Below are 17,478 nucleotides of genomic sequence, written 5' to 3'. Positions count from 1 at the left end.
AGGAGAGCAAGCAATGAAATTCACAGAAGAGCACGAATGGCTGCGCGAAGAAGGTGACCTGATCGTGGTGGGCATCACCGAGCACGCCAGCGAGCAGCTGGGAGATGTGGTGTTTGTGGAACTGCCAGAGGCAGGCACGGAAGTGAACAAAGACGAGGAAGTCTGTGTGATTGAGTCCGTGAAAGCGGCCAGCGACATCCTCGCGCCGCTGGATGGGGAAATCGTTGAGGTCAACGAGCCGCTCGTGGATGAGCCGGGCAAAGTGAACGAGGACCCGATGGAAGGCGCCTGGTTCTTCAAGATCAAGCCGTCCGACCTGAGCCAGATGGACGACTATATGGACGAGGCCGCTTACAAAGATTTCATTGGGTAAGCACCGTCTTAGAAACGGTCCGAGGGACCGTTTCAGGTGCGAACGGGCGGAGTCCCGGCCGTTTATACCCCGATGATCACACATGAAATTTGATTGGTTCGGCCTCTGCGGTCGAGCCGACGCCCAGCTTTGTTCCCGCACCTGCGGCTGCGGATCGTTGAGGAGACACCGATGACCTTCACCCCAACTGAATATCTACCTTATGATTTTGCCAACCGCCGCCACATCGGCCCGTCTCCTGAGGAGATGGCAGAGATGCTGCAGGTGATTGGTGCAGACAGCCTTGATGCGCTGATTGATGACACCATGCCGGACAGCATTCGTCAGAAAGAGCCGCTGGATTTTGGGCGCCCGCTGTCTGAGCGGGAAGTGCTGCGGCACATGCGCGAAACCGCCGGTAAGAACAAGGTTCTGACCAGCCTGATTGGTCAAGGCTATTATGGCACGGTCACGCCGCCTGCGATCCAGCGCAACATTCTGGAGAACCCGGCGTGGTATACAGCCTATACGCCTTATCAGCCTGAGATTTCGCAGGGCCGCCTTGAGGCGCTTTTGAACTATCAGACCATGGTCAGCGATCTGACCGGGCTTGAGGTTGCAAACGCTTCGCTGCTGGATGAGGCCACCGCCTGTGCCGAAGCGATGACCATGGCGCAGCGGGTGTCAAAATCCAAAGCCAAGGCCTTCTTCGTCGATGAAAACTGTCATCCGCAGAACATCGCCGTGATGCAGACGCGAGCAGCCCCTTTGGATATCGAGATTATCATCGGCAATCCGGATGATCTGGACGCGGAAAAGGTCTTTGGCGCGATCTTCCAGTACCCCGGCACACATGGCCATGTGCGCGACTTCTCCAAGGAAATGGAGGCGCTGCATGCCACCAAGGCAATTGGTGTTGTGGCGGCTGATATTCTGGCGCTGACCCTGCTCAAGGAACCAGGCGCGATGGGGGCGGATATTGCTGTGGGCAGCACGCAGCGCTTTGGGGTGCCGGTGGGCTATGGTGGCCCGCACGCCGCTTATATGAGCTGCCGCGATGCCTTTAAGCGGGCGATGCCGGGCCGCATTATCGGGGTGTCTATCGACAGCCACGGCAACCGTGCCTACCGCTTGTCTTTGCAGACGCGGGAGCAGCACATTCGCCGTGAGAAAGCCAACTCCAATGTTTGCACGGCGCAGGCGCTGTTGGCAGTGATGGCTTCGATGTATGCGGTGTTCCATGGGCCCAAAGGCTTGAAGGCGATTGCGCAGCGTATCCACCGCAAAACCGTGCGTCTGGCGCGTGGGCTTGAGGCCGCAGGCTTTACCGTGGAGCCAACGGACTTCTTTGATACGATCACCGTCGATGTTGGGCTGCTGCAACGCGGTGTGCTGCAACATGCGGTGCAAGAAGGCATTAACCTGCGCAAAGTGGGCAAAACCAAAGTGGGCATCTCGCTTGATGAGATGACCCGTCCGCAGACCATCGAAGCGGTGTGGCGCGCCTTTGGCATCGTACAGGATGACGATGATTTTGCGCCAGCATACCGTCTGCCGGAGTCGCTGCTGCGCAAGTCTGGGTATTTGGATCATCCGATTTTCCACATGAACCGCGCGGAAACCGAGATGATGCGCTACATGCGGCGTTTGGCGGATCGGGATCTGGCGCTGGACCGTGCGATGATTCCGCTTGGCTCTTGCACCATGAAGCTGAATGCCGCTGTGGAAATGATGCCGGTGAGCTGGCGAGAGTTCTCCCTGATGCACCCCTATGCGCCGAAAGATCAGGCGCAGGGCTACACCCAGCTGATTGACGATCTGAACGATAAGCTTTGCCAGATCACGGGCTATGACGCGATTTCCATGCAGCCAAACTCTGGTGCACAGGGGGAGTATGCGGGGCTTTTGACCATTGCCGCCTATCACCGAGCACGTGGCGAAGCGCATCGCAACGTCTGCCTGATCCCGATGAGTGCCCATGGCACCAATCCGGCGTCTGCGCAGATGGTGGGCTGGAAAGTGGTTCCGGTGAAGTCCGCTGAGAATGGCGATATTGACCTGGAAGACTTCCGAGCGAAGGCAGAGAAACATGCGGGCGAACTGGCGGGGTGCATGATCACCTATCCGTCGACGCATGGCGTGTTTGAAGACACGGTGCATGAGGTCTGCGGCATCACGCATGAATTCGGTGGGCAGGTCTATATTGACGGTGCAAACCTCAACGCCATGGTTGGGCTGAGCCGTCCGGGCGATATTGGCGGGGACGTCAGCCACCTGAACCTGCACAAGACCTTCTGCATTCCACATGGCGGTGGCGGCCCCGGCATGGGACCAATTGGTGTGAAGGCACATCTGGTGGAACACCTTCCGGGCCATCCGGAAACCGGAGGATCAGAAGGTCCGGTTTCGGCTGCGCCATTTGGCTCTCCAAGCCTTTTGCCAATCAGCTGGGCCTATGTCTTGTTGATGGGCGGCGAAGGGCTGACTCAGGCGACCCGTGTGGCGATCCTGAACGGGAACTATATCGCCAAGCGGCTCGAAGGCGCGTTTGACGTGCTGTACAAAGGTCCGACCGGTCGTGTGGCGCATGAATGCATCATCGACACGCGCCCCTTTACGGAAAGCGCGGGGATCACGGTGGATGATATTGCCAAGCGCCTGATGGATGCGGGCTTCCACGCGCCAACCATGAGCTGGCCGGTGGCGGGAACGCTGATGATCGAGCCAACGGAATCGGAAAACAAAGCCGAGATCGACCGCTTCTGTGAGGCCATGCTGGCGATCCGTGAGGAAATTCGGGACATCGAAGACGGCCGTATTGATGCGGAAAACAACCCGCTGAAAAACGCGCCGCATACGATGGAAGACCTCGTGAAGGAATGGGATCGCCCCTACAGCCGAGAGCAGGGCTGCTTCCCTCCTGGTGCATTCCGGGTCGATAAGTATTGGCCTCCGGTGAACCGGGTCGACAATGCCTTTGGCGACCGCAATCTGGTGTGCACCTGTCCTCCAATGGATGACTACGCCGAAGCTGCGGAATAAGGCGAGGGGGCCAGCCCCCTCACTTGTGTGACCACAAGCTCACCCCCGGGATACTTCTTGAATGAGAAGATTCTGGGGGTGGGCTTTTTTTGTTCAGTCTCTGGCGCGCAGGATACGGGCTGGGCGCGTTGCCAGCGAGGGCCAGGCAAAGACAAGACCGGCCAAGAGGTTGGCGAGGATGCCGGCGCTGAGGATCCACAAAGCGTTGGGCCAAATGACGATAAAATCGCTCTCCATCACAAAGGTCATCACGGCCCAGCCTCCAAGCAGGCCAACCGCGAGAGCGACACCACCCGCAGCACCGCCCAGAAGGGCTGCGCGCCAGGCGAAGCTTTTGAGGATCTGGCCGCGCGTGGCGCCGAGGGTTTTCAAAACGGCGGCTTCATAGGTGCGCGCGGATTGGCCCGCGGCGGCGGCGCCAAAAATCACCAGAAGGCCTGTGAGCAGGATGGTGGAAGCACCGTAGGTTGTGGCATTGGCCAGCTGCGCCACCAAATCTGAAACCTGCTGTGCAGCGTCGCGCACATGGATCGCGGTGACATTGGGGTAGGTTTCAGACACTTCTTTCAACAGACTCGCTTCGCTCTCAGCCTCCGCATAGACAGTTGCGATGAAGCTGTGGGGCGCGCCTGCGAGGGCGGCTTCGTTCATGATGATGACAAAGCCCATGCCCGCGTTGGAGAAATCCACCTCACGGAAGCTGGTCACTGTCCCGGTGATATCCCGCCCGAGGATGTTGATCGTCATGCTGTCGCCCAGTGCGAGCCCCATCTCTTCGGCTTCTTCATCGGCAAAGCTGATCTGGGGCGTGCCTGCATGCTGGGGGTCCCACCATGTGCCAGCGGTGAGTTTGGTGCCTTCGGGCATGTCGCTGGCATAGCTCACGCCACGGTCGCCGCGAATGACCCAGTGGTCACCGGCCACGTCTTTGGCGGGGCGGTCGTTGATCCGGGTGATCACGCCGCGCAGCATGGGGGCGTTTTCGACATCATGGATGGTTGGCGTGTCTGCCCAGTCAGCTTCCAGCAGCGGCATCTGATCGCGCTGGATGTCGACAAAAAAGAAGGAAGGTGCGACTTCGGGCAGATCACTGGCAATGGCGTTGCGCAGGTTGCCATCCACCTGGCCAACGGTGGCAAGCACACTGAGGCCCAGGCCAAGGGACAGCACGACCGGGGTTGTCGCTTCTGAGGCGCGGCCCACGGATTGCAACGCCCAACGGACTTGCGGGGATTGGCGCAGACGTTGGGAGAGGCTGTTGAGCAATGCGCGCAGCCCGGCGGAGGCGGCAGTCAGCGCGAACATGGCGATGGCGACGCCACCTGCGAACCAGATCGTGAGGCGCGCTGAGCCTGAAAGCCAGCTTGCGAGGGCGATAAGCAAAGTAATCAGACCTGCGACGGTGAACATATAGCGCAGGGCTGGCCAATGGCGGATTTGACCAAGCTGGTCGCGAAAGAGCGCGCTTGGGCGAACGTTTTCCACGCGCGCCAGCGGCCAGAGGGTAAAAATGGCGGCAGCCAATGTGCCGTAGAGTGCGGCTTCGATCAGCGGGAGCGGATAGATGGCAAAACTGGCGGGGAAGGGCAGTACAGCGGTGATCAGCGGGGCAAGCAGGATAGGCAGCAGCGCGCCAAGGATCAGGCCTGAGGTGACCCCGATGAGGGCCACAAAGCCGATTTGCAGGAAATAGCTGAGAAAGATCGTGCGGCGCTCGGCACCAAGGCTGCGCAGGGTGGCGATGGTCTCTGTCTTTCGGGCGAGGTAGGCGCGGATGGCGGTGGAAATGCCCACGCCGCCCACTGCGAGGCCCGCAAGGCCGACAAGGATCAGGAAGGCGCCGAAGCGTTCCACAAAACGGGTGATGCCCGGCGCACCATTGCGGCTGTCGCGCCAGCGCAGCCCTGTGCTTTCAAAGGTGGCTCTTGCGTCTGCTTCAAGCGTGGCAAGGTCGGCCTGGGCGGGCAGGTTGAGGCGATAGTGAGAGGTGAAAAGCGTGCCGGGGGCAAGCAGGCCGCTATCAGATAGATCACTTGTGCGCACAAGCGCGCGGGGGGCGAAGGAGAAACCATCGCCTGTGTCGGGCTCCCGCAGAAGGCGCGCCATGTAGACGAAGGTTTGTGATCCCAGTTGGAAGGTGTCGCCTGGGGTAAGCGCGAGACGATCAGCCAAAAGCCCATGCAGCACAGCGCCGGGCAAGTTGTTCTGGCCGTTCAGCGCGTCCTCCAAGGATATGTCTGGGGACAATGAGACTGCGCCCACCAGCGGATAGGCGGTGTCCACCGATTTGACCTGCGCCAATGCGCGTTCGGTCTCGGCCTCACCCGGGACAACCACCATGGAGCGGAAATCGATGATTTCGGAGCTTCCTGTGGTGTTGGTGGTCATCCATGCGCGCTCTTCCTCGGTGGCGCGCCGGTAGGTGAAGCTCATTTCCGCATCTCCGCCGAGGAGGGTCGCGCCCTCAGAACTGAGACCGGTTTGGATGGCACTGCGCACGGAGCCGATGGCTGCGATGGTGGCTACGCCGAGGATCAGGCAGGCGAGGAAGACGGTGAAGCCGCGCAACCCGCCCCGGATTTCCCGACGCGCGATACGCGTTGCGGCTGACAGGCTCATGCGCGGACCTCGGATGCGACAGGTGCCAGATGGGTTTCATCATCCAAGCGACCGTCACGCAGGCGCACCACCCGTTCGCAACGAGCGGCGAGGCTGTTGGAATGGGTCACCATGATTAGAGTGGTGTCGCGTTTGGCATGCAGATCAAAGAGCAGATCCATGATGGTTTCGCCGGTTGCCTGATCAAGATTGCCGGTTGGTTCGTCTGCTAGGAGCAGTCGCGGCGATGGCGCGCAGGCGCGGGCCAGTGCGACCCGTTGTTGTTCTCCGCCGGACATTTGACTTGGGTAGTGATCGGCGCGGTGTGCGAGGCCGACGGCCTCAAGCTCGGAACGGGCGCGCTCTTGCGCGTCGCGGCGGCCCGCCAGCTCCAGAGGGGTGGCGACATTTTCCAGCGCGGTCATGGTGGGGATCAGGTGAAAGTTTTGAAACACCACGCCCATGTTTTCTCGGCGGAAGTGCGCAAGGGCATCCTCATCCATGGCCGAGAGATCATGACCCAGCGCCATGATTTGACCGGAGGTCGCGCGCTCAAGTCCACCCATCAGCATCAGGAGTGAGGATTTGCCGGAACCCGAAGGCCCAACAAGCGCCAAAGTTTCGCCCGCGGCCACATCAAGCGAGATTCCATGCAGAATTTCTATCCGTCCGGCATTGCTATCCAGCGCTAAAGTCGCATCTTTGAGAGAGAGTATGGATGACATGTCGGAGGTCGCCTGTTGAAACTTCATTCCTCTCTATATGGGGCCGTGTCGCGTTGCGGCAAGGCATTGGCATTTGGCATTTTAAGCGTCTCATTAAGCGTTTCGATGGCCAAGGCGGAGACCGTTGTGATTGCCGCTTTGGGAGACAGTTTGACCCACGGCTATGGCGTGGCGCAGGGTGCCGGGTTTGTGCCGCAGCTTGAGGCCTGGCTGATTGCGCAAGGCCATGATGTGAAGCTGCAGAATGCTGGCGTGTCCGGTGATACGACGCAGGGCGGCTTGTCGCGAGTGGGCTGGACGCTGGGGCCGGATGTGGATGCGATGATTGTGTCTCTGGGTGGCAATGACGCGCTGCGCGGGATTGACCCGGCTGTGAGCAAAGCCAATCTGGCGGGCATCGTGGAGGCCGGAAAGGCGGCGGATGTGGACGTGATGCTGATCGGAGTGCAGGCGCCGATGAATTTTGGTGCGGACTACAAGCAGGACTTTGACGGCATGTATGGGGCATTGGCGGAGGACTACAACCTGACGCTTGCGCCGGATTTCTTTGCAGCCATCCGGGATTTGCCGGAAGATCAGCTTCGGGCGCTGATGCAGCCAGATGGCATTCACCCAAATGCGGACGGGGTGGCGGCGATTGTGCCTGTTCTGGGGCCTTATGTCGCCGAGATGCTTGGGCAGATGCAGGAGTAGTCGGTGCCGGGGCGGTTCTTTCTGACCACGACAATGCGCGATGTTGGCCAATGGGTCGGCGCAGAGGCATCGGCGGTCGAAGATGAGCCGCCGCGCCGAAATATTGCTCCGGGGCAGGAGGTTGTCTGCCTCGCCTCAAGTGGCTTTCAGCGTATGCGCTGGGGCATCATCCCGGTGGGGCGCGTAAATGCGCGTGGGCGACCCGTGATGGAGACGATCATCAATGCACGCTCTGAAACCGTGTTTGACAAGTCAGCCTTTGAGGGCACAGGGCGCGCCGTGATCATTGTCGATGGCTGGTTTGAATGGACGGGTGAGACACGGCGCAAGACGGCTTGGCGGATATCGGGCGAGAAGCCGCTTATCTTTGCCGCGATCACAGACGTCTGGCAGGCGCCGGGTGGGCGCGAGGTGCATCAGGTGGCGGCAGTGACTTGCGCGCCAAACGCCGATGTTGCGCCGATCCATCACCGGATGGGCGTGTTGCTTGAGAAGCAGGATGTGCCGCTTTGGCTGGAAGGCTCACCGGAGGAAGTGAGCCCGCTGATGGTGCCTTGGCCGGACGGGCGGCTCAAGATAGAAGAGGCATCGGATGTGGATTGGGACGCGCCTTAGGCCGCCAAGTCGATCCACACCGGCACGTGGTCTGAGGGCTTGGAGCGGCCACGCTCTTCTTTGTCGATTTGGCAATCCTGCAAGAGATCCGCACATTGCGGGCTGAGCAGGAAGTGGTCGATGCGGATGCCGTTGTTGCGGTTCCATGCGCCGGCTTGGTAGTCCCAGAAGGAATACATGCCTGATGCAGAATTGCGGGCGCGGAACGCCTCTGTCAGGCCGAGGTTCACAAGGCGGCGATAGGCGGCGCGGCTTTCTGGGCGGGCGAGGGCGTCTTCTTGCCAGTCTTCGGGTTTGGCGGCGTCCTCATCCTGCGGGATAATGTTGTAGTCGCCCGCCATGAGGAAAGGCTCTTCCGCTGCGAGCAGCGCTTCGGCGCGGGCGTGCAGGCGCTCCATCCAAGCGAGTTTGTAGTCGTACTTCGGCCCGGGTGTCGGGTTGCCGTTGGGCAGGTAGAGGCCACAAATGCGGATCGGCGTGTCGCCCATCACGGTTGCTTCGATATAGCGGGCCTGTTCGTCGCTGTCGTCACCAGGCAGGCCGCGTGTCACGTCTTCCAGTGGAAGCTTGGACAGGATCGCCACGCCATTGAAGCTCTTTTGACCGTGGGTTTCGACCTGATAGCCGCGCTCTTCAAAAATCTCGCGCGGAAAGGCCTCATCGACGGATTTGATTTCCTGCAGGATCGCCACATCAGGCTGGGCCTCATCCAGCCAGCGGGGCAAGGTTTCGATGCGCGCCTTGATGCCATTGATGTTGAACGTGGCGATTTTCATGAGGCTGTCCTTTGTCCGCTGGGTCTTTGTATCTACCCAGCAAACATCGGTGGCGGCAAGATGAGAAACGCGGTGTGCCTACATCGAAAAGCTGGTGCCGCAGCCGCAGGAGCTGGTGGCATTGGGGTTGTTGATTACAAACCTTGCACCGATCAGCTCTTCAGAAAAGTCGATGACCGCATCCGCCAAGAACGGCAGAGAGACGCTGTCGACCAGAACTTTCTCTCCAGCACCTTCAAGCACAAGGTCATCATCCTTGGGCGTATCGAGCTTGATCTCATACTGAAAGCCGGAGCATCCGCCGCCTTCAACGGCCACGCGCAGGGCTTGACCCTGATCGGCGGCACCGATCTCTGCGAGACGTTCGAAGGCTCTTTCGGTTACTTTGGGCGGCAACTGCATGATTTTTTGTCCTATTCGCGCGATTTGCCCGGTTCAAAGCGGGCGCAAAACCCAATATAGAAAAGCCAAGGACAGGCTACAAGGACCACGCACATGTATGCGCCCTACGCCTCAGATCCGGCACATGCGCGGGGACGGCGCATTCCGGAGGAGGAGAGCAGTTTTCGGTCATGCTTTCAGCGGGATCGGGACAGGATCATTCACGCCAGCGCCTTTCGGCGGCTCAAGCACAAAACGCAGGTTTTTGTGGAGCATGAAGGGGATTACTTCCGCACGCGGTTGACCCATTCGATCGAGGTCGCGCAGGTGGCCCGGACCATCGCGGGGGCTTTGGGCCTCAATCAGGAAATCACCGAGGCCATCGCTTTGGCGCATGATCTCGGCCACACCCCTTTTGGTCACACGGGTGAAGATGCGCTGGACGCGTTGATGCAGCCATATGGTGGCTTTGATCACAACGCCCAAGCGGTGCGGATCGTGACATCACTTGAGCGGCACTATGCGGATTTTGACGGGTTGAACCTGACCTGGGAAACTCTTGAAGGCATTGCCAAGCACAATGGTCCTGTGGTTGGGGATCTGCCTTACGCGCTGGCGGATTACAACGCGGTGCATGATTTGGAGCTTCACACCCATGCGAGTGCAGAGGCACAGGTGGCGGCCTTGGCCGATGATGTGGCGTACAACAATCACGACCTGCATGATGGCCTGCGCGCTGGGCTCTTCACCGAGGAAGAAATCTGCGCGTTGCCGATTGTCGGGGATGCGTTTGCAGATGTGGACAGGACCTATCCCGGGCTTGAAGCGATCCGCCGGCGGCATGAGGCGTTGCGCCGTGTGTTTGGCGTGATGGTGAGCGATGTGATCGCAACCTCGCGCGCGGCGCTTGAGGAGGTGGGGGCGCAATCCGTGGAGGAGTTGCGGGGATGCGGAAGGCCGGTGGTGCAATTCTCCAGCGCATTGTGGGCAGACCTCAAAGAAATCCGCGCCTTCCTGTTTAGCCGCATGTATCGCGCGCCCTCAGTCGTGAAGATGCGCAAAGAAGTGACAATTGTGGTGGAAGAGCTTTTTCCGTTGTTCCTCAAGCAGCCTGATTTGCTGCCTGCACGTTGGCATGATGATCTGCGACGATGTGGCGATGAAACCGCTGTGGCTCGCATGGTGTCGGACTACATTTCCGGTATGACCGACCGCTATGCATTGCAGCAGCACGCGCGCCTAATTGGCAAGTGACGTTGACGTGACGGCCTGTGGTGATAAACCCACCGCAATCTGACAAGACCAAAGACATGTATAGGACGGTCTGATGAACCTGTTTTCCGAGATTCGCGCGCTGGTGATTGACGCGCTGGAAGCGATGCAAGCCGAGGGCGCACTGCCTGAAGGGCTGGACTTTAAAAACGTGGCCGTTGAGCCGCCGCGCGATGCGTTGCATGGCGATATGGCCACCAACGCAGCAATGGTGCTGGCCAAACCTGCCAAGATGAAACCGCGCGACATTGCCGATACGCTGGCGGGTAAGCTCGCGGAAGATGCACGTGTCGACGTGGCAGAGGTTGCTGGCCCCGGCTTTTTGAACCTGCGCCTCGCGCCGGTGCTCTGGCAGAATGTTGTGAAAGCCGCGCTGGAAGGCGGCAATGACTTTGGCCGCTCCACCATGGGCGCGGGCAAGAAGGTCAACGTAGAGTATGTTTCTGCGAACCCGACAGGGCCACTGCACGTTGGGCACACCCGCGGCGCGGTCTTTGGCGACGCACTTGCGAGCCTTCTGGATTTTGTCGGCTTTGACGTCACGCGCGAATATTACATCAACGACGGCGGCGCACAGGTCGATGTGCTCGCGCGCTCTGTGTACCTGCGTTATCAGGAAGCGCACGGGCAAGAGGTGGCGTTTGAAGATGGCACCTATCCCGGTGACTACCTGATCCCGGTAGGTGAAGCGCTGAAGGAAAAGGTGGGCGACGCCTATCTCGACAAAGGCGAAGACGTTTGGCTCGCCGAAATTCGTGAGTATGCCACGGAAGCCATGATGGATCTGATCCGCGCTGACCTGAAGGCGCTGGGCGTGACCATGGATAAGTTCTACTCGGAAAAGTCGCTTTATGGCACCGGCCGGATTGAGAGCGCCTTGGCGGAGCTTGAGGGCAAAGGCCTGATCTATGAAGGTGTGCTGGAGCCACCAAAGGGCAAGAAGCCGGAAGACTGGGAGCCACGTGAGCAGACCCTGTTCCGCTCTACCGATCATGGCGACGATGTTGACCGCCCGGTGAAGAAATCGGATGGCAGCTGGACCTATTTCGCGCCCGATATCGCCTATCACTATGACAAGGTCACCCGTGGCTTTGACGCGCTGATCGATGTCTTTGGCGCGGACCATGGCGGCTACGTCAAGCGCATGAAGGCAGCGGTTTCGGCTCTGTCGGACGGCAATGTGCCGCTCGATATCAAACTGACCCAGTTGGTGAAGCTCTTCAAAAACGGTGAGCCGTTCAAGATGTCCAAGCGGGCAGGGACGTTCATCACCCTGCGCGATGTGGTGGATCAGGTTGGGCCGGATGTGACCCGTTTTGTGATGCTGACCCGCAAAAACGATGCGCCGTTGGACTTTGACTTTGACAAGGTGCTGGAGCAGTCCAAGGACAATCCGGTGTTCTATGTGCAATACGCCCATGCGCGGGTGTGCTCGGTTCTGAGGAATGCAGCCTCTGCGGGCATTACAGCAGACGACGCCACCCTGGCTGGCGCGGATCTGAGCAAGCTCAGCCATGATGCAGAGATTGGTGTGGCCAAAAAGATTGCTGAATGGCCACGCCTGGTTGAGATTGCGGGGCGCACAAATGAGCCACACCGCATTGCCTTCTATCTCTATGAATTGACTGGAGAACTCCACGCGCTCTACTACAAAGGCAATGAGGATACCTCGCTGCGTTTCGTGCAAGAGGGCGATGCGGCCACAAGCCAAGCAAAAATTGCACTGGCACGTGCCGTGGCCGTTGTTATTTCCGCCGGTCTTGGTATTCTTGGCGTAACTCCGGCGCAAGAGATGCGCTGAAACTGCACGTTCGTCGGGGTTGAGGACTAGGCAAGACGACCCCGGCGACACCGTATCGCTTACGAGAGTGCGCGCGGGCAGTGAGGCGAAAATGGCAGAAATTCCAATGGGTGCGCCTGGCGCGCCCAACGGCGACTCCCCGAATGCGGCCCTTTTGGTCAACCGCGCGGGTATGTTTGTTTCGGCAGCGCTTGTGCTTGGCACCTGCGTCTGGGGCTACCAAATTCTTTCACGGGATGTGAGCGGCGTGCCTGTGGTGCGCGCGCTGGAAGGGCCGATGCGCATTCAGCCCGAGGACCCCGGCGGACGTCAGGCGGGCCATCAGGGTTTGATGGTCAATGAGGTTGCGGCGGATGGCGGCGCGGCTGGCCCCGCCGATCAGGTGATTGTTGCGCCCCCGCCGATTGCATTGACCGAAAGAGACCGGGTAGTGTCTGGTGCTGCCAATGCGACGGCTTCGGCCGCAGAGCAACCGGTCACGCGCGTGTCACCGCCAGCTGTGGAAACGGATACACTGACGCTCGCCGATACCGCTCCAATCGTCGCCCCCGCGGCTTTGGACGTGAGCAAGCCTTTGTCGGTTGAAGAGCTTGCCGCGCAGCTCTCTGCCGGAGCAACACCTTTGAGCGGCACTGAAGCGGCAGGGGCAGAGGCACAGGCCATCCCCGCGTCGCTGAATGTGATCGAAGCCGAGAGCGAGATCGCACCAGAAACTGAGACACCCAAGCCCGAGATCCAAGGTGGGATCAAGCGCTCCTTGCGGCCCGTGTTGCGCCCTGCAGGCTTGTCTGCCTCTCCTCGACAACAGCAGATTGCCGCGATTGATGCCGCTGTGGGCAGCGTGCTGAAATCTATCGACCCGGAAGACATTCCCGCAGGGACACGTCTGGTCCAGCTTGGCGCATATGAAACCGCAGAAATCGCGAGCGCTGAATGGGCCCGCCTTCAGAGTCGTTTTGAGCCGTATCTGGGTGACAAGACCCGTGTGATCCAGAAAGCCAGCAGCGGAGGCCGCGTGTTTTACCGGCTGCGCGCCATGGGCTTTGAAAACGTCAGTGATGCGCGGCGTCTGTGTTCCGCTCTGAAAGCTGAGAACGCGGACTGTATTCCGGTGACCACCCGGTGAGCCGGTTTGGTGCGGTCATTTCCGGCTGTGAAGGTCTGCGCGTAACTGCGGAGGAGAAAGCACTCTTTCGCGAGACTCGGCCTTTTGGCTTCATCCTCTTTGCGCGCAATATCGACACTGCGGATCAGGTGCGGGGGCTATGTGATGATCTGCGGGCCTGCGTCGACCATGATGCGCCGATCACCATTGATCAGGAGGGCGGGCGCGTTCAGCGGATTCGCGCGCCCATGGCCACGGAATGGTTGCCACCTTTGGAGCAAGTGGCACAGGCCGGTGAGAATGCGGCCCGCGCGATGTATCTGCGCTATCGCATGATTGCGCATGAGCTGCGGGGCCTTGGAATTGATAGCAACTGCGCCCCCATGGTGGATGTGGCACGCCCCGAAACCCACAAATTCCTGCAAAACCGCTGTTATAGCGATGACAGCGCAAAAGTGGCTGAGATCGGACGCGCGGTTGCCGATGGCCTGCTGGATGGCGGTGTCTTGCCGGTGATCAAACATATGCCGGGTCATGGCCGCGCCTTTGTGGACAGCCACCTAGACCTACCCCGCGTGACAGCTCCGCGCGCGGAGCTTGAGGCCGATTTCGCCCCCTTTCGGGCGCTAAATGACCTTCCGATGGGCATGACAGCTCATATCGTGTTTGATGCGGTTGATGATGCCCCGGCAACCACCTCCGCCAAAGCCATGCAGATGATCCGCGAAGACATCGGCTTTGGTGGTCTGATCATGACAGATGACATCGGCATGGAAGCCTTGAGCGGCACGGTCGCCGAGCGGTCTATTGCTTCGCTGGTGGCTGGCTGTGACGCGGTTCTTCACTGCAACGGCAGCTTTGCAGATCGACAGGCCGTTGCGGAAGCTTGCGGTGAGATGAGTGATGCGGCACAAGCGCGGGCCGGGGCCGTGCTGGCGCTCAAGCGCGTGCCACAACCTGTTGACATTGAAGCGCTTGCCGAGGAACTTAAAGCGTTCTGAACGGGCAAGTGAATGGCCGACACTGACATCGAAGACACCGGACCCGATGACGCGGGGGAGATGACTGTCGCTGAGCGTATGGCGGCTGAGGCTCTGATTGTGGATGTCGATGGTTTTGAAGGGCCATTGGACCTTTTGCTGACCCTGTCGCGCACGCAGAAGGTGGATCTGCGCAAGATCTCTATTCTGGAGCTGGCGCAGCAATACCTTGATTTCGTGGAGCGCGCCAAGCGTTTGCGGCTGGAGCTCGCAGCTGATTATCTGGTGATGGCGGCCTGGCTCGCCTTTCTGAAGTCGCGGTTGCTGCTTCCCCCGGATCCCACAGAAGAAGGCCCTTCGGGCGAAGAGCTCGCCGCGCATCTGGCGTTTCAGTTGGAACGCTTGCAAGCGATGCGTGATGCGGCGGCCAAGCTCATGGCGCGTGACAGATTGGGCCGAGACTTCTTTGCGCGCGGCATTCCAGAGAGCGTGGAGCGCGTGCGCAAAGTGACATTCACGGCCACATTGCTTGATCTCATGCAGGGATATGCGCGGCTCAAAACCAAAGATGAGTTCCGCCCATTTGTGATGGACCGCGAATCCGTCTTTACGATGGAAGAAGCCTTGGAGCGCATGCGCGGGCTGATCGGCTTTGCTGGCGCTTGGACAGATATTTTAAGCTACTTGCCAACCGGGTGGGAGAACGATCCGAAGAAACGGCGTTCGGCCACGGCGGCTACATTTGCAGCCTCATTGGAGCTGGCCAAGGAGGGCAAGGTGTTTATCCGGCAAAGCGAGACCTTTGCGCCCATAGAAGTGCGCAGGAGAGACGACAGGGATGACTGAGACCGACAACGCCGCCAATATTGAGGCCGGGGAAGAGGCTGGGGCTGGGCGCAAAGAGCGGCCCGGGCAGGAGGAAAGCCTGTTTGAGGCACCGCCCATTGCGGAGCAGGAGCGCATGTGTGAGGCGATCCTTTTTGCCAGCACAGAGCCTGTGAGCGTCAAGGAAATGAACGACCGCATGCCCCATGGCTGTGATGCAGCGGAGGCACTGGTGCACCTGCGCAAGCGCTATGAGGGGCGCGGCGTGCGTGTGGTCAAGGTGGGCGACGCTTGGGCCATGCGGACAGCGCCTGATCTGAGTTTTTTGCTGCAAAAAGAAACCGTTGAGACGCGCAAGCTGTCACGTGCAGCGATCGAAACACTTGCCATTATCGCCTACCATCAGCCCGTGACCCGTGCCGAGATCGAAGAGATCCGGGGCGTGAGCGTGAGCCGGGGCACGGTCGATCAGTTGCTGGAAATGGAATGGATCCGTTTGGGGCGTCGTAAGATGACCCCGGGACGTCCGGTGACCTTTGTGGTGACGCCTGAATTTCTGGATCATTTTGGCCTCTCCAGTGCGCGCGATCTGCCCGGTTTGAAAGAGCTGCGTGCCGCGGGGCTTTTGGAGAACCGTCCGCCGCCGGGCACCATCCCGCTGGGTGTTTCTACAGGCGATGATGAGGACGAAGAGGCCGTCACAGGCCAATCCGAACTCTTTGAGGATTAAACACAATCCCGACAACAGGGAGCGCGGGCCTTAAATTCGGCGCAATCTTGGTATACATTCCGCATGAGGCAGCAGGGAGCGCGCAAAATGAACGCGAACCAACTTATCAATATGGTCATCCGTCAGGTTGTGCGGCGGCTGGTGAATGGCGGGATCAACGCAGGCTTTGATGCCATGTCCAAATCGCGTGGCAAGTCGCAGAAACATGCGCGCGCGGATGGTGACGAAGGGCAGGGACCACAGGTGAATCCGCAAGGGAGCAAGCAGGCGAAACAAGCCATGCGCGCGATGCGTCGGCTCAACCGCTTCTAAGGCGCTCATATGGCAGCGTCTGTGTTACGCTGCCTTGAAATGTTTGCTAAGTTTCAGGCCCTGACCCTGATAGTTGGACGCAATGCCAGCGCCATATAGCTGTTCTGGCACGTCTGCCATGCGCTCATAGACCAATCGCCCGACCACTTGGCCGTGTTCCAGCACAAAGGGGGCCTCGTGGCAGCGTACTTCCAACACGCCCCGTGACCCTGTTCCGCCAGCTTCAGCATGGCCAAAGCCCGGATCAAAGAAGCCCGCGTAGTGCACGCGGAATTCACCCACCATTGCCAGGAACGGAGCCATCTCCGCGGCATAAGCGGGCGGGATGTGCACGGCTTCACGGCTCACCAGAATGTAGAATGCGCCGGGATCGAGAATGATCTTTCCGTCAGAACTGTGCAGCTCTTCCCAGTATTCTGACGGGTCGTAATGCCCGATGTTTTCCAGATCAATTACGCCCGTGTGCGGCTTGGCACGATAGCCAACAAGGGTGCCATCTGCGGGTTTGAGGTCCACAGAAAAGCCAAGGCCGTCGTCAATCACAGCCTCGCCGTCCACCAGCGGGCTGCGCTCATGCAAGACACGCAGATCGGCGTCGCTCAGGAGGCTTTGTCCCGCACGGAAGCGAATCTGGTTGAGGCGCATTCCGGGGCGCACGAGCACTGAAAAGCTGCGTGGACAGATCTCTGCATAAAGCGGGCCGTTGTAACCGGCAGCGATGCGGTCAAACTCCGTGCCGCCGTCCGTGATGGTGCGGGTCAGCAAGTCCAGTCGGCCGGTCGAGCTTTTGGCGTTGGCAACAGCTTGAACATCTTCGGGGAGGTTGAGTGCTTCCATCAGGGGCACGACATAAACGCAGCCCTTTTCCAGCACCGCGCCATCCGAGAGGTCAATACGGTGCATCTCAAATTCGCTGAGCCGTTCGGCCACTGTGCGGCCCTGTCCGGCCAGGAATGATGCGCGCACGCGATAGGCAACATTGCCAAGACGCAGGTCAAGCGATGCAGGTTGGACCTGGCCTTCAACAACCGGTTCTGACACGCGAATTTCGCCGTTTGTCAGCATGGTTTCAATGGTTTGGCTGGGCAATACGCCGGTCATAATGGTCCTTCCGGATATACAAAACGCCCGGGCCTTGCGGCACACGGGCGGTTTTGAATGGTCGGGCTAGCAGGACTCGAACCTGCGACCTTCCGTCCCCCAGACGGACGCGCTACCAGGCTGCGCCATAGCCCGACGATGGGCTGTTCATAACGGAATTGCGGGCGGGA

At 59.8% G+C, this 17,478-nt stretch carries 16 protein-coding genes and 1 tRNA gene; 11 read left to right on the top strand and 6 right to left on the bottom strand.

From position 1 onward, the window contains the following. Positions 1 to 13 precede the first annotated feature (13 nt). Together gcvH and gcvP are read left to right on the top strand one after the other, a co-directional pair. Entirely contained in the window at positions 14 to 373 is a 360-nt protein-coding gene (gene gcvH, locus ACO07T_RS16380; RefSeq protein ID WP_422050273.1) for a glycine cleavage system protein GcvH, read from the top strand. 171 nt (positions 374 to 544) lie between these two features. Further along, positions 545 to 3,394 (top strand): aminomethyl-transferring glycine dehydrogenase, encoded by a 2,850-nt coding sequence (gene gcvP, locus ACO07T_RS16375; protein ID WP_422050272.1) that lies wholly within the window; start codon positions 545 to 547, stop codon positions 3,392 to 3,394. A 93-nt stretch (positions 3,395 to 3,487) separates the two neighbouring features. Here gcvP and ACO07T_RS16370 read toward each other — a convergent pair whose 3' ends face one another. Both ACO07T_RS16370 and ACO07T_RS16365 read right to left on the bottom strand, forming a co-directional pair. Further along, positions 3,488 to 6,013: an ABC transporter permease gene (locus ACO07T_RS16370; protein WP_422050271.1), complete on the bottom strand. Its 2,526-nt coding sequence runs from the start codon at positions 6,011 to 6,013 to the stop codon at positions 3,488 to 3,490. Then, positions 6,010 to 6,717, bottom strand: a complete 708-nt coding sequence (locus tag ACO07T_RS16365) for an ABC transporter ATP-binding protein (RefSeq protein ID WP_422050270.1) — start codon at positions 6,715 to 6,717, stop codon at positions 6,010 to 6,012. Before ACO07T_RS16365 ends, ACO07T_RS16370 begins: the two co-directional genes overlap by 4 nt. A gap of 105 nt (positions 6,718 to 6,822) precedes the next feature. On the opposite strand from ACO07T_RS16365, the gene ACO07T_RS16360 reads away from it, so the two are divergent. Both ACO07T_RS16360 and ACO07T_RS16355 read left to right on the top strand, forming a co-directional pair. Next, positions 6,823 to 7,410: an arylesterase gene (locus ACO07T_RS16360; RefSeq protein WP_422050269.1), complete on the top strand. Its 588-nt coding sequence runs from the start codon at positions 6,823 to 6,825 to the stop codon at positions 7,408 to 7,410. Between the two features lie 3 nt (positions 7,411 to 7,413). After that, a complete protein-coding gene (locus ACO07T_RS16355; RefSeq protein WP_422050268.1) occupies positions 7,414 to 8,025 on the top strand; it encodes an SOS response-associated peptidase in 612 nt (203 codons plus the stop codon). Here the strand turns inward: ACO07T_RS16355 and xth are convergent. Next, the gene (gene xth, locus ACO07T_RS16350; RefSeq protein ID WP_422050267.1) at positions 8,022 to 8,801 is read right to left on the bottom strand and encodes an exodeoxyribonuclease III; all 780 of its coding nucleotides are present in this window, start codon (positions 8,799 to 8,801) and stop codon (positions 8,022 to 8,024) included. The genes ACO07T_RS16355 and xth overlap by 4 nt on opposite strands. Positions 8,802 to 8,879: 78 nt before the next feature. Then, entirely contained in the window at positions 8,880 to 9,203 is a 324-nt protein-coding gene (locus ACO07T_RS16345) for a HesB/IscA family protein (RefSeq protein ID WP_209087158.1), read from the bottom strand. Between the two features lie 93 nt (positions 9,204 to 9,296). Here ACO07T_RS16345 and ACO07T_RS16340 point away from each other — a divergent pair, with 93 nt between their 5' ends. The 7 genes from ACO07T_RS16340 (at position 9,297) to ACO07T_RS16310 (ending at position 16,207) form a co-directional block, all read left to right on the top strand. Next, the gene (locus ACO07T_RS16340) at positions 9,297 to 10,436 is read left to right on the top strand and encodes a deoxyguanosinetriphosphate triphosphohydrolase (protein WP_422050266.1); all 1,140 of its coding nucleotides are present in this window, start codon (positions 9,297 to 9,299) and stop codon (positions 10,434 to 10,436) included. Positions 10,437 to 10,509: 73 nt separating this feature from the next. After that, positions 10,510 to 12,255 carry an arginine--tRNA ligase gene (gene argS, locus ACO07T_RS16335; RefSeq protein ID WP_422050265.1) on the top strand — a complete coding sequence of 582 codons (1,746 nt, stop codon included), beginning with the start codon at positions 10,510 to 10,512 and terminating at the stop codon, positions 12,253 to 12,255. 91 nt (positions 12,256 to 12,346) lie between these two features. Beyond that, positions 12,347 to 13,381, top strand: a complete 1,035-nt coding sequence (locus ACO07T_RS16330; RefSeq protein WP_422050264.1) for an SPOR domain-containing protein — start codon at positions 12,347 to 12,349, stop codon at positions 13,379 to 13,381. Then, on the top strand, positions 13,378 to 14,361 hold the full coding sequence (gene nagZ, locus ACO07T_RS16325) for a beta-N-acetylhexosaminidase (protein ID WP_422050263.1): 984 nt from the start codon (positions 13,378 to 13,380) through the stop codon (positions 14,359 to 14,361). Before ACO07T_RS16330 ends, nagZ begins: the two co-directional genes overlap by 4 nt. A 12-nt stretch (positions 14,362 to 14,373) precedes the next feature. Then, the gene (locus ACO07T_RS16320) at positions 14,374 to 15,186 is read left to right on the top strand and encodes a segregation and condensation protein A (protein WP_422050262.1); all 813 of its coding nucleotides are present in this window, start codon (positions 14,374 to 14,376) and stop codon (positions 15,184 to 15,186) included. Then, the gene (gene scpB, locus ACO07T_RS16315) at positions 15,179 to 15,895 is read left to right on the top strand and encodes an SMC-Scp complex subunit ScpB (protein WP_422050261.1); all 717 of its coding nucleotides are present in this window, start codon (positions 15,179 to 15,181) and stop codon (positions 15,893 to 15,895) included. The genes ACO07T_RS16320 and scpB overlap by 8 nt, the downstream gene beginning before the upstream one ends. Positions 15,896 to 15,982: 87 nt before the next feature. Next, positions 15,983 to 16,207 carry a hypothetical protein gene (locus tag ACO07T_RS16310; RefSeq protein WP_422050260.1) on the top strand — a complete coding sequence of 75 codons (225 nt, stop codon included), beginning with the start codon at positions 15,983 to 15,985 and terminating at the stop codon, positions 16,205 to 16,207. A gap of 24 nt (positions 16,208 to 16,231) precedes the next feature. Here the strand turns inward: ACO07T_RS16310 and ACO07T_RS16305 are convergent, their stop codons facing one another. Beyond that, positions 16,232 to 17,308 (bottom strand): 2'-deoxycytidine 5'-triphosphate deaminase, encoded by a 1,077-nt coding sequence (locus ACO07T_RS16305; RefSeq protein ID WP_209079215.1) that lies wholly within the window; start codon positions 17,306 to 17,308, stop codon positions 16,232 to 16,234. A 58-nt stretch (positions 17,309 to 17,366) separates the two neighbouring features. After that, positions 17,367 to 17,443 (bottom strand) — tRNA-Pro (locus tag ACO07T_RS16300). Between the last annotated feature and the right edge of the window lie 35 nt (positions 17,444 to 17,478).

The organism is Shimia sp. (genome assembly GCF_965227725.1).
In the GTDB taxonomy this organism is placed as follows: Bacteria; Pseudomonadota; Alphaproteobacteria; order Rhodobacterales; family Rhodobacteraceae; genus Shimia.
This window is presented reverse-complemented; position numbering and strand designations above follow the sequence as displayed.

Bases quoted from the DNA above. Each gene is read 5' to 3' on its own strand.
- ACO07T_RS16330 (WP_422050264.1), top strand. From the start codon at position 12,347: ATGGCAGAAATTCCAATGGGTGCGCCTGGCGCGCCCAACGGCGACTCC.
- ACO07T_RS16360 (WP_422050269.1), top strand. From the start codon at position 6,823: ATGGCCAAGGCGGAGACCGTTGTGATTGCCGCTTTGGGAGACAGTTTG.
- ACO07T_RS16340 (WP_422050266.1), top strand. From the start codon at position 9,297: ATGTATGCGCCCTACGCCTCAGATCCGGCACATGCGCGGGGACGGCGC.
- gcvP (WP_422050272.1), top strand. From the start codon at position 545: ATGACCTTCACCCCAACTGAATATCTACCTTATGATTTTGCCAACCGC.
- ACO07T_RS16345 (WP_209087158.1), bottom strand. From the start codon at position 9,203: ATGCAGTTGCCGCCCAAAGTAACCGAAAGAGCCTTCGAACGTCTCGCA.
- ACO07T_RS16310 (WP_422050260.1), top strand. From the start codon at position 15,983: ATGAACGCGAACCAACTTATCAATATGGTCATCCGTCAGGTTGTGCGG.
- ACO07T_RS16365 (WP_422050270.1), bottom strand. From the start codon at position 6,717: ATGTCATCCATACTCTCTCTCAAAGATGCGACTTTAGCGCTGGATAGC.
- argS (WP_422050265.1), top strand. From the start codon at position 10,510: ATGAACCTGTTTTCCGAGATTCGCGCGCTGGTGATTGACGCGCTGGAA.
- gcvH (WP_422050273.1), top strand. From the start codon at position 14: ATGAAATTCACAGAAGAGCACGAATGGCTGCGCGAAGAAGGTGACCTG.
- ACO07T_RS16320 (WP_422050262.1), top strand. From the start codon at position 14,374: ATGGCCGACACTGACATCGAAGACACCGGACCCGATGACGCGGGGGAG.
- xth (WP_422050267.1), bottom strand. From the start codon at position 8,801: ATGAAAATCGCCACGTTCAACATCAATGGCATCAAGGCGCGCATCGAA.
- ACO07T_RS16305 (WP_209079215.1), bottom strand. From the start codon at position 17,308: ATGACCGGCGTATTGCCCAGCCAAACCATTGAAACCATGCTGACAAAC.
- scpB (WP_422050261.1), top strand. From the start codon at position 15,179: ATGACTGAGACCGACAACGCCGCCAATATTGAGGCCGGGGAAGAGGCT.
- ACO07T_RS16370 (WP_422050271.1), bottom strand. From the start codon at position 6,013: ATGAGCCTGTCAGCCGCAACGCGTATCGCGCGTCGGGAAATCCGGGGC.